The organism is Mesorhizobium sp. WSM4810, from assembly GCF_055811235.1.
On the sequence record NZ_JBVVQV010000017.1, the window covers coordinates 7,239 to 24,788 of the forward strand.

A 17,550-nucleotide genomic window follows, 5' to 3' on the forward strand; every position below is an offset into this window, starting at 1 on the left:
TGGGGGGGGGCCCCCTCCCCGCCCCCCCCACCCACCCCCCACACCCCACCCAAAAACAAAACCCCAACCCCCCCCCCCCCCCCCCCCCACAAAAACCCCCCCCCCCCCCCCCCCCCCCCCCCCCCGGGCGCCCCCGCCGGTCTATATATGTCAGGCGTTCCAATGCCATCCGGCGGCATGCCAGGATGCGACGCGGGTGTTGGAATTTGCCTCGAAACCCTCCAGCCCTTCCTTGCGGCCGAACACGTTGGTGTAGGCAAACAGAGGCAGGAACGGCAGATCCTGACGGACGATTTCCTGCACGCGCAGATAGATGGCGCGCCGCTGTTCCCGATCGAAGGTGCGGGCGCCCTTCTCGAGCAGCGCATCAACCTCCGGGTTGGAGTACTGGCCTGTGTTCGAGCCCTTTCCGCCCTTGGCGACGATCGCCTTGGTGTGCAGGCGGTTGGAAACGTCGGGGTCGCCCGCGATGACATTGGTTACACCCGAGATGGCTGACTCGTACTGCGATTTGAGCCAGAAATCCCCCCACATGACGGCGGCCGGCAGGTTCGAGATAGTCATCTCGACCCCGATCTCGGCGAATGTCTGCTGCAGGAACTGCTGCGTCTGCTCGCGCAGGTGGTTGCCGGAAGTGGTGGAGTTGGCGAACGACAGACGCACCCCATCCTTCACCCGTATTCCATCGGCTCCGGGTACCCAGCCGGCCTCGTCGAGGATCTGGCCCGCGCGCTCGAGGTTGAACTCCTGTGCCGGCAGGTTCGGATTGTAGTAGTAGGAATTCTGCGGCATGAACGTCTCGGTCGGTTTGTGGACCCCGTAGTAAAGTGCTTCGAGGATCGCTTTCCTGTCGATTGCCGCGTAGAGCGCCTGGCGGACCGCCGGGTCCTTGAATTGCGGCTTCTCAAGATTGAGATAGATCGACTCGACCGATGCCCCGGGCTCCAGCTTGACCAAACGATCCGATAGTGTGCTGGCTTCCGCGTAGTGGTCGGCGGTTATGAATGCCTGGTCGACAAGATCGATGTCGCCGCTTTTGAACTGGGTGTAGAGCACCGTCATGTCGGGGATGTATTTGAAGACGAGCCGCTCCAGATAAGGGCCCTCCCCGGCATAATCCGCGTTCGCGACGAGTTCGATATGATCGCCGGCAACGCGCTGCGCCCACTTGAATGCGCCAGTGCCGACAGGCGCCTGATTGAAGGCGGCAGCGTTGGGGTCGGCCTCTTTCTCGAGGATGTGCTTGGGAACCATGAAGGTTTCGGCGAGAAACGACTGGTAGGGGGCGAAAGCCTCCTCCATCCGCCAGGTCAGCTCGGTCGGTGAGACCACCTTGATATCGCGCACCAGCGAATGGCCCGCCGTGCGCCACGCGCGGAATTTCGGATTGGTGATGAGCTCAAGAGTAAATTTCACGTCCTCGGCCGTGAACGGCTTGCCGTCGTGCCAGCGGACATCGTCACGCAGGCGAATGCGCCACACAAGCCCGTCCTCTGAAATGCCGCCGTTCTTCTGGCTTGGCACTTCGACCGCGAGATTGGGCTGAAGAACGCCCTTGGGGTCCATGCGAACGAGTGCATCGAACACCGAGAAATGCACAGCCTCGTCGGCCTCGATATGCGGCATCAACGGATTGAAGACGGTGGGTTCCTGCGAAAGTCCAACCACGACGCGGCCGGTTGGGCTCGCCGGAGGGTTCTGGGCGAAGGCGGGTTTGCCCAGCAGATTGGGCGCAATGAGGCCTGCAGCCCCGCCTATCGCCATCAATCGCAGTGCATCGCGTCGCGAGTAGTTTGATTTGGTGTTTGAGCGTTCAGTCATTGGAATTCCCCTTGTTTTGGCGGTGTCCGCCGTGGCTATTATCCGTTTGCTGCAACCGGGCGGGTGGTTCCCGGCTGCTCTCCAGGAATCGCCGCCACCAGCTCACGTGTGTAGGCTGATTGCGGGTCGAGGAAGATTTGCGATGGCGGTCCCCGTTCGACGATCCGCCCTTTCTGCATCACCGCGATCTCGTCGCAGATCTGGCTGGCGACGCGCAGGTCGTGGGTGATGAAGATCATCGACACGCCGGTCTCCCGCTGGATCTGGTCGAGCAGCTGCAGGATCTGGGCCTGGATTGACACGTCCAGCGCCGACACCGCCTCATCGGCGATCAGCAGCTTCGGCTTGAACATCAGTGCCCGAGCGATGCCGATGCGCTGGCGCTGGCCACCGGAAAATTCATGCGGAAAGCGATCAAAGGCGCCGGCATCGAGGCCGACATGGGCCAGGAGCGCCCTCGCCTCTTCGCGCGCCTGGGCATAGGGCGTGCCGTGCGCGACTGGGCCAACGGTGAGGATGTGGCCGATCGTCGAGCGCGGGTTGAGCGAGGCGAACGGATCCTGGAAGATCATCTGGACCCGCGGCCGCAGCGGGCGGAATTCGGCTTCGGAAAGCTTGGCGATGTCGCGACCCTCGAACAGAATCCCGCCGCCGTCGCTGTCCAGCAGCTTGATCAATAGCCGACCAAGCGATGATTTGCCGGAACCGCTTTCGCCCACAACGCCCAGCGTGCGCCCGGGCGCCAGATCGAACGAGACCTCGTTGACCGCGGGCACGACGCGCTGCGCGCTGAACAGGGAACTGCCGCTTCGGTAGGTCTTCATCAGGCCTTCGACCTTCAGGATCGGCGCTTTGTCGGCCGTCTCCAGAGGAACGCGGTTCTCGCCGGTCAGGTGCGGGACGGCTGCGATAAGGCGCCTTGTGTAGGGATGGCCAGGCGACTTCAGGACCTGTTGAGCGCTACCCTGCTCGACGATGTGGCCCTTCTCCATCACGACGACGCTGTCTGCGATCTCGGCCACCACGCCGAAGTCGTGAGTGATGAACATGACGCTCATTCCCTTGCGGCGCTGAATGTCGCGGATCAGCTCCAGAATCTGTGCCTGTGTGGTCACGTCGAGCGCCGTCGTCGGTTCATCCGCGATCAGGATCGTCGGTTCAAGCGCCAGCGCCATGGCGATCATCACCCGCTGCCGCTGCCCGCCGGAGAGGCGGAACGGATACTGGTGGTACATGAGTTGCGGGTCCGGCAGTCCCACCTCGGTCAGCAACTCGACAGCGCGGCCGCGACGCGATTTCGGAGTGCCGACGCCGTGCGCCGCCATGACCTCGTCGATCTGCGCGCCCACGGTCATCAGCGGATTAAGCGCCGACAGCGGGTCCTGGAAGATCATCGACACCACCCGGCCGCGCAGGCTGCGCAGCTTGTCCTGCGGCATGCCCACGATGTTCGTCCCATCGAGGTGGATGGCGCCCGAGGAGAGACGGATCACCTTGGGCAGCAGCCCCATGATGGCGTTGGCGGTGACCGACTTGCCGGATCCGGACTCGCCAATGACGCACAGAATCTGGCCGCGTTTCAGATCAAACGAGATGTTCTCGACGGCATGGGTCCGCTCCATGCCTTTCGGCAAATTCACCGTGAGGTCGCGCACCGAAAGCGCCACATCGTGGAGGGCTACAGGCTGGATCGTGGCGACCATTGCGATCATCTCCCGTTTGAACCGAGCGGGTCCACGCTGTTGCGGACCGCATCATCGCGCTTTGAGCAGAAGCGCCTCACCATAGCGACCGTCGTCTGGTCATCTCGGCGCTTCGAGCGCTGAGGCTGCGAGAGACGGATTCTGCTCATCCTGGCGGCTCCCTTGATGAAATTCGGTCCGTGTACCGGACACTGTTCCCTTTTCTTGGAGAACTCTCCGAAGGCGTAAGCCCTGCCTATCGGAAGTCCTCTGGAGCTTACCCGTTATAAGGAAGGGTGCTCCGTTCTTTCAGCCAGTTTGACTGTTCTGTATCCGCATAGTCGTCGAAATTTGGCCCTCGGGCGGCAGGAACTTCTGAAAAGAACGTCAGGTTCGGCATTTCACTCTGCTCCCGTTCCGGCGCAGAAAACCGGGATCAGACAACCAGGTCCTTCTTCCGCTGATTTGTGCGCGACAGGCCTTGCGTCACTGCGCGCCGCGTCCCGAAAAGCCCATGCCGCAGATCGCGCGACTGGATGAAGTGTACTCCTGCTTGCCCCTACGAGGTTGGGGCCAGCGAGCGCTTTTTCGGCAACAATTGCCTGTTCCAAGGGCTGCAAACCGCAGGAAATTCCGTCCAGGCATGGACTCCGCAGCCTGCCTCTGCGGGCCGCAGGTTAGGATGCTTCAAATTTACGGAGTCCCATCCATGCCCGCGCCGCTCATTCACATCGAGTCCAGCCCATCCCTGCCTCGCGAGGCGGACGTCGTCGTCATCGGCGGCGGCGTGGTCGGCGTATTCACGGCCTATTATCTCGCACGCCGCGGCATCAGCGTTGCCCTGCTGGAGAAGGGGCGCGTTGCCGCCGAACAGTCCAGCCGCAACTGGGGCTGGTGCCGTCAGCAGAACCGTGACGCACGCGAGTTGCCGATGGCAACCAAGAGCCTCGATCTCTGGGAAAAAGTGGCGCAGGAGACCGGCGAGGACACCGGCTTCCGCCGCTGCGGCCTGCTCTATCTCTCGCAGGACGAAAACGAGTTGGCAGGCTGGGCAAAGTGGCGCGATTTCGCAAGGACGGTTGGCGTCACGACGCATGTGCTGAGCGCAGAAGAAGCCACCGAACGGGGCAAGGCCACCGGCCGCAAATGGAAAGGCGGCGTGTTCTCGCCAACTGACGGAACGGCGGATCCATCGAAGGCGGTGCCGGTTGCCGCGCGCGGCATCATGGCGGCCGGCGGCACCGTGCATCAAAATTGCGCGGCGCGCGGGCTGGAACTGAGCGCCGGCCGGGTCAGCGGCGTCGTTACAGAAGCCGGAACCATCCGCACAACGACCGTGGTCATGGCCGGAGGCGCGTGGGCTTCTTCCTTCTGCAACCAGCTTGGTATCCGTTTCCCGCAAGCTGCCGTGCGTCAGTCCATTCTAGCCGTAGCGCCGGGAGCAGAAGGCCTGCCGGATGCCCTGCATACCGCGCGCGTCTCGTTGACGCGGCGCAGCAACGGCGGATACGCGCTGGCGATCAGCGGGCGGGCGCGAGTCGATCCAACGCCGCAGCAGCTCAGGTTCAGCCGCGAGTTCGTGCCCATGTTCGCCCGCCGCTGGCGCAGTCTGGCCCCGGGAGCGTTCGAGGGCTGGCGTCAAGGACATGAAAGCCTGAGGAGATGGGTACTTGACGACGTGACACCAATGGAACGGAATCGGATTCTCGACCCCACACCTGACATGAGGCAGATTCGCCTGACCTATCAAAGAGCCTGCGAATTGCTGCCCGAGTTCCAGCGCGTCGCGATTTCTCATGCTTGGGCGGGCTATGTCGACAGCACGCCCGATGGCGTCCCGGCAATTGGTGAAGTGGAGGGGATTCCGGGCTTTCTTCTCGCCGCGGGATTTAGCGGCCACGGCTTCGGGATCGGGCCGGGCGCTGGGCATATGATCGCCGATATCATCACCGGCAGCGAGCCGATCGTCGATCCGCGTCCCTATAGGCCGGAGCGTCTGAAGACAGCTGCGTGGGGCAAGGTCGCTGAATTCTGAGAAGACCGTTTGCCAAGCTACATCAGGTCGCACACGAGATCGAGGGCGCGAGGCGGCCAGCACTGAAGGGAAAATGACGATGCGCGAATATGAGATTGCCGCCATTCCTGCCGACGGGATCGGCCCAGAGGTCATTGCCGCCGGACTCCAGGCGCTTGAGGCTCTGCAGCGGCGCTGCGGCGACTTCAAGCTGCGCGTCCAGCACTTCGACTGGGGCTCAGACTACTACAAGGCGCATGGTCGGATGATGCCCGAAGATGGGGTGGCGCAACTGAAGCGCTTCGACGCTATCTTCTTTGGCGCGGTAGGCGCTCCCGATGTGCCCGACGATATCACCCTCTGGGGCCTCCGGCTGCCGATTTGCCAGGGCTTTGATCAATACGCGAACGTGCGGCCGACCAGGATATTGCCCGGTATTGTTTCGCCGCTGGCGGGCGTTGGCCCTGGCGATCTGGATTGGGTGATCGTGCGGGAGAATTCCGAGGGCGAGTATTCGGGCCACGGCGGCAGAGCCCATCGCGGCCTCCCCGAGGAGGTCGGAACCGAGGTCGCGATCTTCACGCGCGTCGGCGTCACTCGCATCATGCGCTATGCATTCCGGCTGGCGCAGTCACGGCCGCGAAAGCTCCTGACAGTTGTCACAAAGTCGAACGCGCAGCGTCACGGCATGGTAATGTGGGACGAAATCGCAGCCGAGGTGGCGCCGGAATTCCCGGACGTCGCCTGGGACAAGATGCTGGTCGATGCTATGACAGTGCGTATGACGTTGAAACCTCGGAGCCTTGATACGATCGTCGCCACCAATCTTCACGCCGACATATTGTCGGACCTTGCGGGCGCGCTCGCGGGCAGTCTCGGCGTTGCACCGACCGCCAACATTGATCCCGAGCGGCGCTATCCCTCGATGTTCGAGCCAATTCACGGCTCGGCATTCGACATCGCCGGCAAGGGTATTGCCAACCCGGTCGCCACCTTCTGGACCGCTGCCCAGATGCTCGAACATCTGGGCGAGAGCGCAGCGGCCGCCCGGTTGATGAACGCTGTGGAATCGGTGACGCGTGAGGGCGTGCTGACGCCGGACGTCGGAGGGACAGCGACCACGCAGGAGGTGACCGACGCCGTCTGCCGGACGATCCGCGGTTCCAACGTTTGACAGGTTTCCAATGAAGCTCGACAAGATCGACATCAAGATCTTATCCCAACTGCAGAAGAACGGGCGGGTCACGAATGTCGAGCTCGCCGACCTCGTGAACCTTTCACCGAGCCCTTGCCTGATGCGGGTGAAGAAGCTTCAGACGGAAGGCTTCATCACCGGCTATTCCGCCCAGATCGATGTGTCCAAGCTCGGGCAGACTCTGACGATCTTCACCGAAGTCACGCTCAAGCACCATCAACAGAACGACTTCGCGAGATTTCTCACCGCAATCCAGAAGGTCGATTCTGTTATCGAATGCCACCTGGTTTCAGGCGGTTACGACTATCTTGTGAAGTTTGTCACAGCGGGCATCAGCGAGTACCAGACGATCATGGAGCGCATGATCGAACTGGATATCGGAATCGACAAATATTTCAGCTTCGTCGTGCTGAAGTCACCGATCGTCAAATCCCATTTGCCTCTCGACGCGATATTCGACAGATGAGAAAGAGGCTGCCGCGCGCACGCGGCGGCAGCCTGGACGATCATCCCTTCATCGCCGACCGCACGTCCTGGTCCTCGAGGGTTTGATCCAGGGTCATCCGGGTGCGTTCGAGGATTCCATCAATATCGTCATCGGTGCAGCAGAGCGGCGGCGCAAAGCCGAGAATGCCGCTGTTGAAGGCGCGGATGACAAGGCCGTTCGCCCACGCGCGCTCGAAGATGCGGCGCCCCGGATCGGCCGCCGCCGGCAGCGGCGTCTTGCGCTCCTTGTCGGTGACCAACTCGATTGCTGCCAGCATGCCACGGCCGCGAATGTCGCCAACCAGCGGGTGGTCGGCGAGCGAGCGAAGGCCTTCCATCAGGCGCTTGCCGGCCTTGCGCCCGTTCTCGAGCAAGCTGTCTTCGTAGAGACGCAGGCATTCGAGCCCGACCGCCGCGCTCACGGGATGGGCCGAATAAGTATAGCCATGGCCGACGGGCGCTTTGCCGGCTCCGTCTGCGATCGTATTGTACACATGGTCCGAGATGAAGACGGCGCCCATCGGCACGTAGCCCGAGGTCAGTCCCTTCGCCGTGGTCATGAGATCCGGCACGACCTCGTCTTCCTCGCAGGCGAAGAGAGGGCCGGTACGGCCAAAGGCCGTGATGACTTCGTCGACAACGAACAGGATGTCATGTTCCTTGCACACGGCGTGCAGAGCCTTCAGCCAACCTGTCGGTGGAACGAGGACACCGCCCGAACCCTGGATGGGTTCGGCGTAGAAGGCCGCAACGCGGCCCGCGCCGAGTTCCGCGATTTTGGCGCGCAGGGCCGCGACCGATGCATCGATGATCGCCTGCGGGTCGGAACCGACCGGATTGCGATAGGCGTAGTGCGAGGGAATCTTGTGCTGCCAGTCGTAAGGCACGCCGAAACCCGCATGGAAAGCCGGAATCGCGGTCAGGCCTGACCCTGCCGTCGAGGAGCCATGGTAGCCATGCTCGACCGAGATGAACTGGTCCTTCTGCGGCGTGCCCTTGGCATGGTAGTAATAGCGAATGAAGCGGATCGTGCTGTCGACTGCGTCGGAGCCGCCAAGCGTGAAATAGACATGGTTCAAATCGCCGGGCGCCAGTTCGGCAAGCCTGGCAGCAAGGCGAATGGCAGGCTCGGACCCCAGCCCGAAATATCCCGTGGCATAGGGAAGCTCTCTCAGCTGCTTTGCGGCTGCTTCAACGATACTTTCCTGGCCGTAGCCGAGGTTTACACACCATAGACCGGCGAATCCGTCCAGCAGGGTTTTCCCGCTTGCATCGGTCACCGTTGCGCCCTTGGCGGATTTGAGCACCCGCACGCCCGTCTCCTCGTGGCTCCGATAGCATGAAAACGGGTGAACCAGATGTGCGCGATCGAGTTCGATCAGTGAATTTGCCAGCATTTCTTCCTCCGATTCAACCGAGTGCCTGATTTAACCGAGTGCCTGATTTAACCAAGTGCCTGACTGACCAACGCATATGTGCAATGATGCGCCGGCTTGCTTTCCCTGTGCGTGGCCATGGAGCGTCGCATCGTGATCCCACCGCCGACGTGCGCGAGGCCGCGCCCGGTGAGCCATTCAGCAAGATCCGTTGAGACGTCGGTATCGACACGGACGAACTTGCCCTGATGATGGGCGAGCAGAAAGTCGATCAGTGCCTTGGCCTCGGTACCGTTTCTCGCCACCACCGGGCCGATGACCAGCCCCCGGCCGAATGGCCGGATGGCGGAAAAGGCCTGGATATCGCCGTCATCGCGAATGACAGCGAGCTTCGCGCGCTCGAAAAGCCGCTTCATCAGCGCCGAACGGTCATGGCCAAATGCCTCGCGATCCAGCACCTCGAGGCGCGCAAGATCGCCGCTCTCTGCCCAGGATACACGGGCAGGCGCCGAAACTGCCAACGCCTCGCCCTGATGCTGCACGATCTCGCCAGTCGTGACGAAGCCCAGCTTCTCATAGAGCGGCAGGCCTTCCCGTGTCGCCGTCAGGCAACAGGTGCGCTCACCCGCCTTCGCAAGCGCCTCTTCCATCATCTTTCGGCCGAGTCCGCGGCCGCGCATCGCCGCATCGACGATCACCATGTTGATGGCGGCGGCATCGTCGCCGTAGGGGGTCATCATGATGGTCGCCACCACGCGTTCTTCTTCCAGGGCGACGATCCCCCGGCTGACCGGCTGGGCCAGTTCCCAATCCTCGCGGCGATGCGGCCAATTGACTTGGCGAGACAACTCGACAGCACCTTCCAGGTGCCCCGGTGTCATCTCTTCAAGGATGATCTGTCGTGTGGTCATGATGAATTTCCAGCCTTCGTCTTCAGTGCTGACGGTAGACCACCAAAGACAGCAGTTCCTTCCGACCGGCAGCCAAGCGCGACGCGTTTTCACTATCCTTCGCCGCTCGTGCCGCATCTTCTGCCGGAGCAAGGCCGACAGGCCGCGCCGCTGCCAAAGCTCGAAAGGACACCTGGCGCAACTCTCTGCCAAACCGGCGATGCAATACGAAACGATCTGCTTCAGGTCGCCGCGAATGCGGCCGTTAGTCTTCCAGATCTCCGACTATGGTGATTGTGGTACAGGCACGCTGTGCCGAGAAAAACCAGGAGGATTGTCGCCATGTCGACGTTCAGACCGAAATACATCACCTTCGACTGCTACGGCACGCTCACCAATTTCGATATGGCCGGCGCGGCGCGGCGCGTCTACGGCGAGCGCCTCTCCCCGGAGGCAATGGCCAGCTTCGTGGAGGCTTTTAGAGGCTATCGCCTTGACGAGGTGCTGGGGCCATGGAAACCCTTCCTCGAGGTGGTGCAGAATTCCATCGAACGCAGCTGCAAGCGCATCGGTATCCAGTTCAAACCCGAAGACGCCCAACGCATCTATGACGAAGTGCCGACCTGGGGTCCGCACCCCGACGTCCCGGCTGGCCTGTCCAGAGTGGCCAAGGAAATCCCACTGGTGATCCTGTCCAACTCCATGAACAGCCTGATCATGTCGAATGTGGAAAAGCTCGGCGCGCCCTTTCACACCGTTATCACCGCCGAAGAGGTTGGCGCCTACAAGCCGCTGATGAAGGGCTTTGAATACATGCTCGACAAGCTCGGCTGCGGCCCGGAGGACATCATTCACGTCTCCTCCTCCTTCCGCTACGATCTCATGACCGCCTACGATCTCGGCATCAAGAGCAAGGTCTGGGTGAACCGCGGCCACGAGCCCGCGAACCCCTTCTACGAATATACCGAGATCAAGGATATCGGCGGGCTGGCCGCCGCGGTCGGCCTGGAGCCCGTTCGGGAAGTTGCTTGAGGCCGGCGGGCCTCCGGCCATCGCGGCATTCGAAGTATCGAATCGGGTAGGAGGGAGCCTTTCGGCGTCCCTCCTCCCACACCACCATGCGTACGGTTCCGTACACGGCGGTTCGTGTCGCGCTCGGCTTGAGGTCCTCAATGCCCGCCGCCCTATTGGCGCCCCAGCCTTATCTTGCGGGTTCCGCCCGCTACTTCCGGCTCGGGCCTTCTCGCGAGGTATCTGCCCAAGGCGGTCGGAAATGAAGTCCGACCTCCATCGACACGTTCAGCCCTTCACCGGTTGGTCCGGCTACTACGGCCTCTGCTGACTCCTGCCGACCCATCCCGGCGCCTCTCGGCGGCGGTAGCACACCTGTCTCCAGGGGCAGGTCGGCAGGCCTCCCAGGGTAAGACGCGTGACCTTCGTGCCATCTACCTGTCGCATCTACGGCCGCACCCTCCGGGTGATATCGGGCTTCGGGTTTTGCGGCCCCCTCGCCCGGATGCGGACGCCTCATATGCGCTTCCTGTTCGTCAGGCCGGCACTTTGCTTGCAGCTTCCTTCAGACCCCGCCTCGCGACGACGCCCTTGCTGTTCGGCTAGCGGTTCCCATCACCAGGGCCCCCGCAGAGGACTTTCACCTCCAAGTCATCGACCGGATACCACCCCGGCCAAACGGCGCTTGCGCACCACGCGCCATGCCTGGCGCACAATGAGAAAGGGGCGGTTTCCACCGCCCCTTTCTGATTCTGGTGCCGCTGTTGCGACTCCGGCAAAGCCTACTGGTTCAACCCGCCGACGTGAAGCGTCTTGACCTCGAGATATTCCTCGATCCCGAGTTGCGATCCTTCCCGCCCCATGCCTGACTGCTTGACACCGCCGAAAGGCGCAACCTCGGTCGAGATCAGGCCGGTATTGAGCCCGACCATACCGAACTCCAGCGCCTCGGCAACACGCCATGACCGCTTGAGGTTGTCGGTGTAGAAGTAAGCGGCAAGGCCGAACGGCGTCCCGTTCGCGATCGTGATGGCCTCTTCCTCCGTCTCGAAGCGAAAAAGCGGCGCCACCGGACCGAAGGTCTCTTCCGATGCCAGGAGCATCTCGGTGGTAGCCTCCCCCAGGACGACGGGCCGTGCATATTGCCTGCCGTCCGGCACTGCCTCGCTTTGGGCGAGGATCTGCGCGCCTTTCGTCTTGGCATCCGCGATGTGACGCTCGATCTTGTCGATCGCGGCCGCGTTGATCATCGGGCCGATCTCAGTGCCGTCGTCGGTCCCCGCGCCAACCTTCATCCGCGTCACGCGCTGGCTCAGCTTTTCGGCGAAAGCGTCGTAAACGCCTTCCTGCACGAGAATCCGGTTCGCGCAAACGCAGGTTTGACCGCCATTGCGGAACTTGGATACGATCACACCTTCAACTGCGTTATCCAGATCGGCGTCGTCAAAGACGATAAAGGGCGCGTTGCCGCCAAGCTCCAGGCTCAGCCGCTTGATGCTATCGGCCGCGCCACGCATGAGCAGCGCACCGACGCGGGTCGAACCGGTGAACGAGATCTTGCGCACCGTTTCGTTGGCCATCAGCTCTTTTCCGATCTCGCCCGGCATGCCGGTCACGATGTTGATAACGCCTGCCGGGATGCCCGCCCGCTCCGCCAGGACACCGAGCGCGAGCGCCGAAAAGGGTGTGAACTCCGACGGCTTGATGACAACCGTGCAGCCGGCGGCCAGCGCCGGTGCTACTTTGCGCGTGATCATCGCGTTGGGGAAATTCCACGGCGTGATGATGGCACAGACGCCGACTGCTTCCTTGAGAACCAGAATGCGTCGATCGGCGGTGGGTGACGGAATGGTCGAGCCACCGATGCGGCGCGCCTCCTCCGCAAACCATTTCACGAAAGATGCGCCGTAGCGGATTTCCGCCGACGCCTCGGCAAGCGGCTTACCCTGTTCCAGCGTCAGCAGAAGAGCCAAATCCTGTTCGTGCTGGCGAATGAGGTCGTGCCAGCGCTCCAGCAGTCCGGCACGCTCGGCATGGGTCGTCTTCTTCCAGCTTTTGAATGCCTCGGCCGCAGCAGCGATAGCGGCCCTGGTGTCGTCGCCGCCCATATCGGGAACGCTGCCAAGAACGGCCAGGGTGGCAGGGTTGGTGACCTCGACGGCGGCCTTTGTATCCGCTTGCCGCCACACACCGCCAATCAACGCCTGCTGGCGGAACAGGTCCGCATCGTCAAACGTGCCAATCTTCGTTATCGCATTCATGGTCTTTCCTCTGCCCTTTCAGCTCAACGCCGCAAGCACGGCTTGCGTGATTGTTTCAGTCCGGTCCTTGCCTGCGATCGTGCCAATGCCCCGCGCGGTTATGGACTCGATTGCCGACATCACTTCTGCCGCAGCATGCCCCTCGCCCAGATGCTCGAGCATCATCGCACCGGACCAGACCGCGGCGATCGGATTGGCGACACCGAGATGCGCGATGTCGGGCGCCGAACCGTGGACCGGTTCGAACATGGAAGGCGCACTGCGATCGGGATTGATATTGGCGGAGGCGGCGTAACCCAGCCCGCCCTGAATGGCCGCTCCAATATCGGTGAGGATGTCGCCAAACAGGTTCGAGGCGACGATCACGTCGAGGCTTTCCGGCGCCAGCACCATGCGGGCGGCAATGGCGTCGATGTGGTAGTGCGAGACCTCGACATCGGCATAGTCCTTCGCCACCTCACGCGTGACCTCATCCCAGAAAACCATGGAATGCTTTTGGGCGTTGGATTTGGTCACGGATGCGAGCTTCTTGCCGCGCGCCCGCGCCTGTTCGAAACCGAAACGCATGATCCGTTCGACACCGGCACGCGTGAAGATTGACGTCTCAATCGCGACCTCATTGGCCGTGCCGGAATGCACGCGCCCGCCGGCGCCGGAATATTCGCCTTCCGTATTCTCGCGAATGCACAGGATGTCGAAACCATCGGAGCGGAGGGGCCCCTGAACGCCCGGCAACAGCCTGTGCGGCCGTATGTTGGCGTACTGCGTGAACCCTTTCCGGATCGGCAGCAGCAGTCCGTGAAGCGATACTGAGTCGGGTACTTCCGCGGGCCAGCCTACAGCGCCGAGATAGATCGCATCGAATTTTCGGAGTGTCTCGATGCCGTCTGGCGGCATCATTGCGCCGGTTTCCAGGTAGTAGGCGCACGACCATGGGAAGCGTGTGCCATCAAGGGCGAAACCGCCCCGTTTGGCCGCGGCCTGCATCACCTGCCATGCCGCCCCGGTCACGTCCTTGCCGATGCCGTCGCCGGGGATGAGCGCTATGTCATAGGTCTTCATCGATCGAGGTCCTCATTCGCACTAGCGGAACCATAGCGGACCGCGCGCCGCATTTTTCGTCGAGAATGAGCGGCCCGACAGCGTCGAATCGCGTCGGGCCGAACTTGGATAGTCGATTGTTCTGGAACCGCCGCGCGCTCTACTCGGCCGTACCTTGAGCACTGAACTCAGTCGTAAACGCAGACGTAGATCTTGCGCACGGTCTCGATCGTGCGCCAGACACCCACGAAACCGGGCTTCATCACGAAACTGTCGCCGGCGCGGTAAGTCTTGGTCTCGCCGCCCTTCTCCTCGATTTCGATGAGGCCCGAAAGGATATGGCAGAACTCGTAGGTGGTGCCCTTGATCGAATGCGTCTCGCCGGGGGTGGCTTCCCAGACGCCGGTCAGAACCTTCTCACCTTTCGAGGCATCCTGCGCCCAGCTCTTGAAGGATGGAGTGCCGGAAATGAGCCGCTCAGGCAGCGGCAATGCCTCCTTCGGCGTGAAGGCGGGATTTGTGTCAATCGTGGTCAGCAGTGACATGTTGGGTTTCCTGGTTAGTAGCCGAGTGTCCGATCGATGAGGCCGATCAGTTCTTCGCCGGCGCGGTGGCGCCGGACGTTGTCGACGGCGGCTTGCGCCGCCGTATGTGGTTGTGTCACCGAGGCAATGTGCGGCGTTATCATCACCTTCGGATGCGACCACAGCGGATGGTCTTCCGGGAGCGGTTCCGGATCAGTGACATCAAGCATCGCCGCGGATACGTGGCCTCTGTCGAGCGCGTCGATCAGCGCGGCCTGGTCGAGTTGCGGACCCCTGCCGACATGCAGCAGGCGCGCCCCTGCTGGCAGCAAGGAGAAGAGTTTTGCATCGAGAATGCCGCTGGTTTCCTGCGTCAGCGGTAGCAGGCAGACGAGAATATCCGTCTGCTTCAGAAAGCGGGGCAACTGATCGGCGCCTTGAAAACAGGTGACTCCCTCTATCCGCTTTTCGCTGCGGCTCCACCCGGCAAGCGGAAACTGGAATGGCTTCAGGCGCTCGATAGCCGCCTGCGCCAGCATGCCAAGACCAAGAAAGCCGACCCGGCGCTCGGCCGCCTGTCGAGCGGCAATCGGCTGCCAGAGGCCCTTTTTCTGCTGATCGAGATAGGCGGGCATCTCCCGGTGGAGCGCCAACACGCCAAGCGCGACGTATTCCTGCATCATGCGGATGATGCCGTCCTCGACCATGCGCACAAGCTTCACATGGCTTGGCACGACGTCCTGCTTGAACTGGTCGACGCCCGCGCCGATCGAAAACAGCACTTCCAGATTGCGGTAGCGCGAGATGTCGTCCGGCACCGTCCAGGTGATGAGATAGCGCACCTTGTCCGGCTCCATCTCCTCGCCGGAATGGAAGAATTCCAGATCCGGGAGTTCGCGCGCAAAAATCTCGCGGAACACCGCAGCACGCGCCGCATCGGAGTTGAAAAGAAATGCCATGGAACCCGCCCTTCCCTCAGGCCGCGAGACGCGCGCCGAGATCGTCGATCATGCTCTGGCAGGCAGCAAGTTCACCGATCTCGATGTATTCATTGGGACGATGCGCGCGGGAAATTTCGCCAGGGCCGCAAATGATCGCATCGATACCGGCCTGCTGATAAAGCCCGGCCTCAGTGCCGTAACTGACCGCCGTGAGCGGCTCCTGCCCCGTCAGCTCTGTCAGGACTGCCGCTAGCTTGCTCCCATCCGCCGGCGCAAGGGCGGGATAGGAACTCAATTCGTGCCAGGCCACCTCGAAGCCGCTGTCGCGCAGATCGAAAAGCCGGGCTTTGACCGGCTCAAGCAGGGATGCTGGGGAAACGCCCGGCACGGCACGCACCTCGATATCGGCTGTGCAGTGGCCAGCGATGATGTTGACCGCCTGTCCACCGGCGATGACACCCACCTGCAAGGAAGAGTATGGGGGCTCGAAATTTTGATCGAGCGGGCCGCCCGTGAGCGATTGGCCGTAGGCCACTGCGTGCGAGATGACGCCGGCCATGGCGTGCACGGCATTGAGTCCGAGATCGGGGCGTGACGAATGGCCGGATCGCCCGATCACCTCGAGCCGCGCCGCGGCCTTTCCCTTGTGCGCACGCACAGGTTGCATCCGGCTGGGCTCGCCGACAATTGCGCCAAGCGGCCTCTCGCACAGGCTCGGCAACGCAGCCAGGAGATGCGGCACACCACGGCACCCCGCCTCTTCGTCGTAGGAGAATGCGAGATGGACTGGCCGCCGCAGGTTCATTGCCGCAAGTCCTGGCAGCGCGGCCAATGCGCAGGCGAGAAAGCCCTTCATGTCGGTGGTGCCGCGGCCGTAAAGCCTGCCGCCCTCGCGACGCAGGACGAACGGATCGGAGCTCCATTCCGGCTCGCCGGCCGGCACGACATCCATATGTCCGGAGATGACGTAGCCCCGACCGGCACGCGGGCCGACCGTGACGAACAGGTTGGACCGGTCGCCCTCGGGACCGGGCAGAACCGTCACCGCGGCTCCGGCTGCCTGACAGTAGTCGCGGATCCAATCGACGATCTCACCGTTTGGCGTGCCCACAACTGAGGGAAACGCAATCAGGGTCGCGAGGATTTCTTCCACGTTCATGGCTGTCCGCTCTGCTTGCACACTGTAGGTTGCGACCAGCCTATCCCTGAGCAGCAGTGTTCCCTGCCGAATCGCGTCGTGCTTTGGCTGAAGATTGCGAAAAAACGCCTCGAACCAGCGAAACCTGCTGGCGTTCCCCTGTAATGCTGCTGCAAATGAGGCCTGTCGCAAACATGGCTATCGGCGCCAGGATTTAACACCGCGTGCCCTGGGCATTCGTTGAAAGACATTCGTTGAAGGAGCGGATCGACTGAGATGCAGAGATCAGTACGCCTGAAATCCTTTGAACTGGTCGCGCGAGACATCAATGATGTCGATGTTGATCTGCTGCATGCACTATCGATTTCGGTCCGCTGGCCGCATCGTCCCAAGGACTGGGATTTGTTGCGCCGCGCCGGCCACGGCATCGTCGCCGTTGACGGAATTGGGCGCGTCTTCGGAAGCGCGATGTGGTTTCCCCAAGGGGACGATTTTGCCACCATCGGCCTGGTGATCACGACGCCTCGCGCACAGGCGCAGGGAGGCGGCCGATGGCTCATGGACCAGGTCCTCGAGCAGTGCGGGGATCGCAATCTGGCCCTGAATGCCACCCATGCCGCCTATCCTCTGTATGTGTCGCTCGGCTTCACGAACGAGGCGATCGTCTACATGCGCCAGGGCGAGATCCCACAAAAACTCCCGCCAATGCCAGCTCCGGATGGTGAATTAAGTGATCTGCCCAGCGGCGGACTTCGCGAGATCACCGAACTGGACGCGCGCGCATTCGGGACCAACCGTGCAAGGCTGCTTGCGTTGCTCTCGGAGGATGCCTCGATCGCCACTTTGAGTCGCGGCGGCGAGGTCGTTGGCTATTCCATGTGTCGCGAGTTCGGGCGCGGCCATGTGATTGGTCCCACAATAGCCCGAAACGACCAGGACGCGGTCCACCTCACAGCCGTCCATCTGAAGAAGCTGGCAGGTCGATTCGCCCGCGTCGATACGCGCGAGAAGGATGGCGTGTTTGCCGAGTTTCTGCAGCAGAGCGGCCTCGGCATTGCCGAGACCGTGACGACGATGTCCAAAGGCCGCCGCTTTCTGAACCGCGAAAGCAACGGGCCCTGGGTCTATGGATTGGCCAGCCACGCCTGGAGCTGAATGCAAGCACGCTGT

14 protein-coding genes are annotated in these 17,550 nt (G+C 62.3%); 5 read left to right on the forward strand and 9 right to left on the reverse strand.

What is annotated here, in order from left to right; translation table 11 throughout:
* Window positions 1-150 precede the first annotated feature (150 nt).
* Window positions 151-1,821: a peptide ABC transporter substrate-binding protein gene (locus tag AC0L3O_RS22585; RefSeq protein ID WP_473616650.1), complete on the reverse strand. Its 1,671-nt coding sequence runs from the start codon at window positions 1,819-1,821 to the stop codon at window positions 151-153.
* A 38-nt stretch (window positions 1,822-1,859) separates the two neighbouring features.
* Window positions 1,860-3,524: an ABC transporter ATP-binding protein gene (locus tag AC0L3O_RS22590; RefSeq protein ID WP_023798451.1), complete on the reverse strand. Its 1,665-nt coding sequence runs from the start codon at window positions 3,522-3,524 to the stop codon at window positions 1,860-1,862.
* A gap of 688 nt (window positions 3,525-4,212) precedes the next feature.
* Here AC0L3O_RS22590 and AC0L3O_RS22595 point away from each other — a divergent pair.
* The 3 genes from AC0L3O_RS22595 (at window position 4,213) to AC0L3O_RS22605 (ending at window position 7,178) form a co-directional block, all read left to right on the forward strand.
* Complete coding sequence (locus tag AC0L3O_RS22595; RefSeq protein ID WP_473616719.1) at window positions 4,213-5,538, forward strand: NAD(P)/FAD-dependent oxidoreductase; 1,326 nt, start codon at window positions 4,213-4,215, stop codon at window positions 5,536-5,538.
* 79 nt (window positions 5,539-5,617) lie between these two features.
* Window positions 5,618-6,691, forward strand: a complete 1,074-nt coding sequence (locus AC0L3O_RS22600; protein WP_473532240.1) for a tartrate dehydrogenase — start codon at window positions 5,618-5,620, stop codon at window positions 6,689-6,691.
* A 10-nt stretch (window positions 6,692-6,701) separates the two neighbouring features.
* A complete protein-coding gene (locus AC0L3O_RS22605; RefSeq protein WP_023798454.1) occupies window positions 6,702-7,178 on the forward strand; it encodes an Lrp/AsnC family transcriptional regulator in 477 nt (158 codons plus the stop codon).
* Window positions 7,179-7,218: 40 nt separating this feature from the next.
* Here the strand turns inward: AC0L3O_RS22605 and AC0L3O_RS22610 are convergent, their stop codons facing one another.
* Together AC0L3O_RS22610 and AC0L3O_RS22615 are read right to left on the reverse strand one after the other, a co-directional pair.
* The gene (locus tag AC0L3O_RS22610; RefSeq protein ID WP_473536644.1) at window positions 7,219-8,595 is read right to left on the reverse strand and encodes an aminotransferase class III-fold pyridoxal phosphate-dependent enzyme; all 1,377 of its coding nucleotides are present in this window, start codon (window positions 8,593-8,595) and stop codon (window positions 7,219-7,221) included.
* A gap of 47 nt (window positions 8,596-8,642) precedes the next feature.
* Window positions 8,643-9,485 carry a GNAT family N-acetyltransferase gene (locus AC0L3O_RS22615; RefSeq protein ID WP_473616720.1) on the reverse strand — a complete coding sequence of 281 codons (843 nt, stop codon included), beginning with the start codon at window positions 9,483-9,485 and terminating at the stop codon, window positions 8,643-8,645.
* 321 nt (window positions 9,486-9,806) lie between these two features.
* Here AC0L3O_RS22615 and AC0L3O_RS22620 point away from each other — a divergent pair, with 321 nt between their 5' ends.
* A complete protein-coding gene (locus AC0L3O_RS22620; protein WP_473616651.1) occupies window positions 9,807-10,496 on the forward strand; it encodes a haloacid dehalogenase type II in 690 nt (229 codons plus the stop codon).
* Between the two features lie 761 nt (window positions 10,497-11,257).
* Here the strand turns inward: AC0L3O_RS22620 and AC0L3O_RS22625 are convergent.
* The 5 genes from AC0L3O_RS22625 to argE all read right to left on the reverse strand — a co-directional run bounded on the left by AC0L3O_RS22625 (window position 11,258) and on the right by argE (window position 16,401).
* On the reverse strand, window positions 11,258-12,736 hold the full coding sequence (locus tag AC0L3O_RS22625) for an NAD-dependent succinate-semialdehyde dehydrogenase (protein ID WP_473616653.1): 1,479 nt from the start codon (window positions 12,734-12,736) through the stop codon (window positions 11,258-11,260).
* A gap of 18 nt (window positions 12,737-12,754) precedes the next feature.
* Window positions 12,755-13,798, reverse strand: coding sequence for a tartrate dehydrogenase (locus tag AC0L3O_RS22630; protein WP_473616654.1), 1,044 nt, complete (start codon window positions 13,796-13,798; stop codon window positions 12,755-12,757).
* 167 nt (window positions 13,799-13,965) lie between these two features.
* Window positions 13,966-14,322, reverse strand: coding sequence for a cupin domain-containing protein (locus AC0L3O_RS22635; RefSeq protein ID WP_023798459.1), 357 nt, complete (start codon window positions 14,320-14,322; stop codon window positions 13,966-13,968).
* Between the two features lie 14 nt (window positions 14,323-14,336).
* Complete coding sequence (locus AC0L3O_RS22640) at window positions 14,337-15,260, reverse strand: 2-hydroxyacid dehydrogenase (RefSeq protein ID WP_128168247.1); 924 nt, start codon at window positions 15,258-15,260, stop codon at window positions 14,337-14,339.
* 16 nt (window positions 15,261-15,276) lie between these two features.
* Window positions 15,277-16,401, reverse strand: a complete 1,125-nt coding sequence (gene argE, locus AC0L3O_RS22645; RefSeq protein ID WP_023798461.1) for an acetylornithine deacetylase — start codon at window positions 16,399-16,401, stop codon at window positions 15,277-15,279.
* A gap of 255 nt (window positions 16,402-16,656) precedes the next feature.
* Here argE and AC0L3O_RS22650 point away from each other — a divergent pair, with 255 nt between their 5' ends.
* The gene (locus AC0L3O_RS22650; protein ID WP_023798462.1) at window positions 16,657-17,535 is read left to right on the forward strand and encodes a GNAT family N-acetyltransferase; all 879 of its coding nucleotides are present in this window, start codon (window positions 16,657-16,659) and stop codon (window positions 17,533-17,535) included.
* Window positions 17,536-17,550: the final 15 nt, after the last annotated feature.

Coding starts and splice junctions, on each gene's coding strand:
- AC0L3O_RS22585 (WP_473616650.1), bottom strand. CDS start 1,821: ATGACTGAACGCTCAAACACCAAATCAAACTACTCGCGACGCGATGCA.
- AC0L3O_RS22650 (WP_023798462.1), top strand. CDS start 16,657: ATGCAGAGATCAGTACGCCTGAAATCCTTTGAACTGGTCGCGCGAGAC.
- AC0L3O_RS22630 (WP_473616654.1), bottom strand. CDS start 13,798: ATGAAGACCTATGACATAGCGCTCATCCCCGGCGACGGCATCGGCAAG.
- AC0L3O_RS22610 (WP_473536644.1), bottom strand. CDS start 8,595: ATGCTGGCAAATTCACTGATCGAACTCGATCGCGCACATCTGGTTCAC.
- AC0L3O_RS22615 (WP_473616720.1), bottom strand. CDS start 9,485: ATGACCACACGACAGATCATCCTTGAAGAGATGACACCGGGGCACCTG.
- AC0L3O_RS22625 (WP_473616653.1), bottom strand. CDS start 12,736: ATGAATGCGATAACGAAGATTGGCACGTTTGACGATGCGGACCTGTTC.
- AC0L3O_RS22595 (WP_473616719.1), top strand. CDS start 4,213: ATGCCCGCGCCGCTCATTCACATCGAGTCCAGCCCATCCCTGCCTCGC.
- AC0L3O_RS22605 (WP_023798454.1), top strand. CDS start 6,702: ATGAAGCTCGACAAGATCGACATCAAGATCTTATCCCAACTGCAGAAG.
- argE (WP_023798461.1), bottom strand. CDS start 16,401: ATGAACGTGGAAGAAATCCTCGCGACCCTGATTGCGTTTCCCTCAGTT.
- AC0L3O_RS22600 (WP_473532240.1), top strand. CDS start 5,618: ATGCGCGAATATGAGATTGCCGCCATTCCTGCCGACGGGATCGGCCCA.
- AC0L3O_RS22590 (WP_023798451.1), bottom strand. CDS start 3,524: ATGGTCGCCACGATCCAGCCTGTAGCCCTCCACGATGTGGCGCTTTCG.
- AC0L3O_RS22635 (WP_023798459.1), bottom strand. CDS start 14,322: ATGTCACTGCTGACCACGATTGACACAAATCCCGCCTTCACGCCGAAG.
- AC0L3O_RS22640 (WP_128168247.1), bottom strand. CDS start 15,260: ATGGCATTTCTTTTCAACTCCGATGCGGCGCGTGCTGCGGTGTTCCGC.
- AC0L3O_RS22620 (WP_473616651.1), top strand. CDS start 9,807: ATGTCGACGTTCAGACCGAAATACATCACCTTCGACTGCTACGGCACG.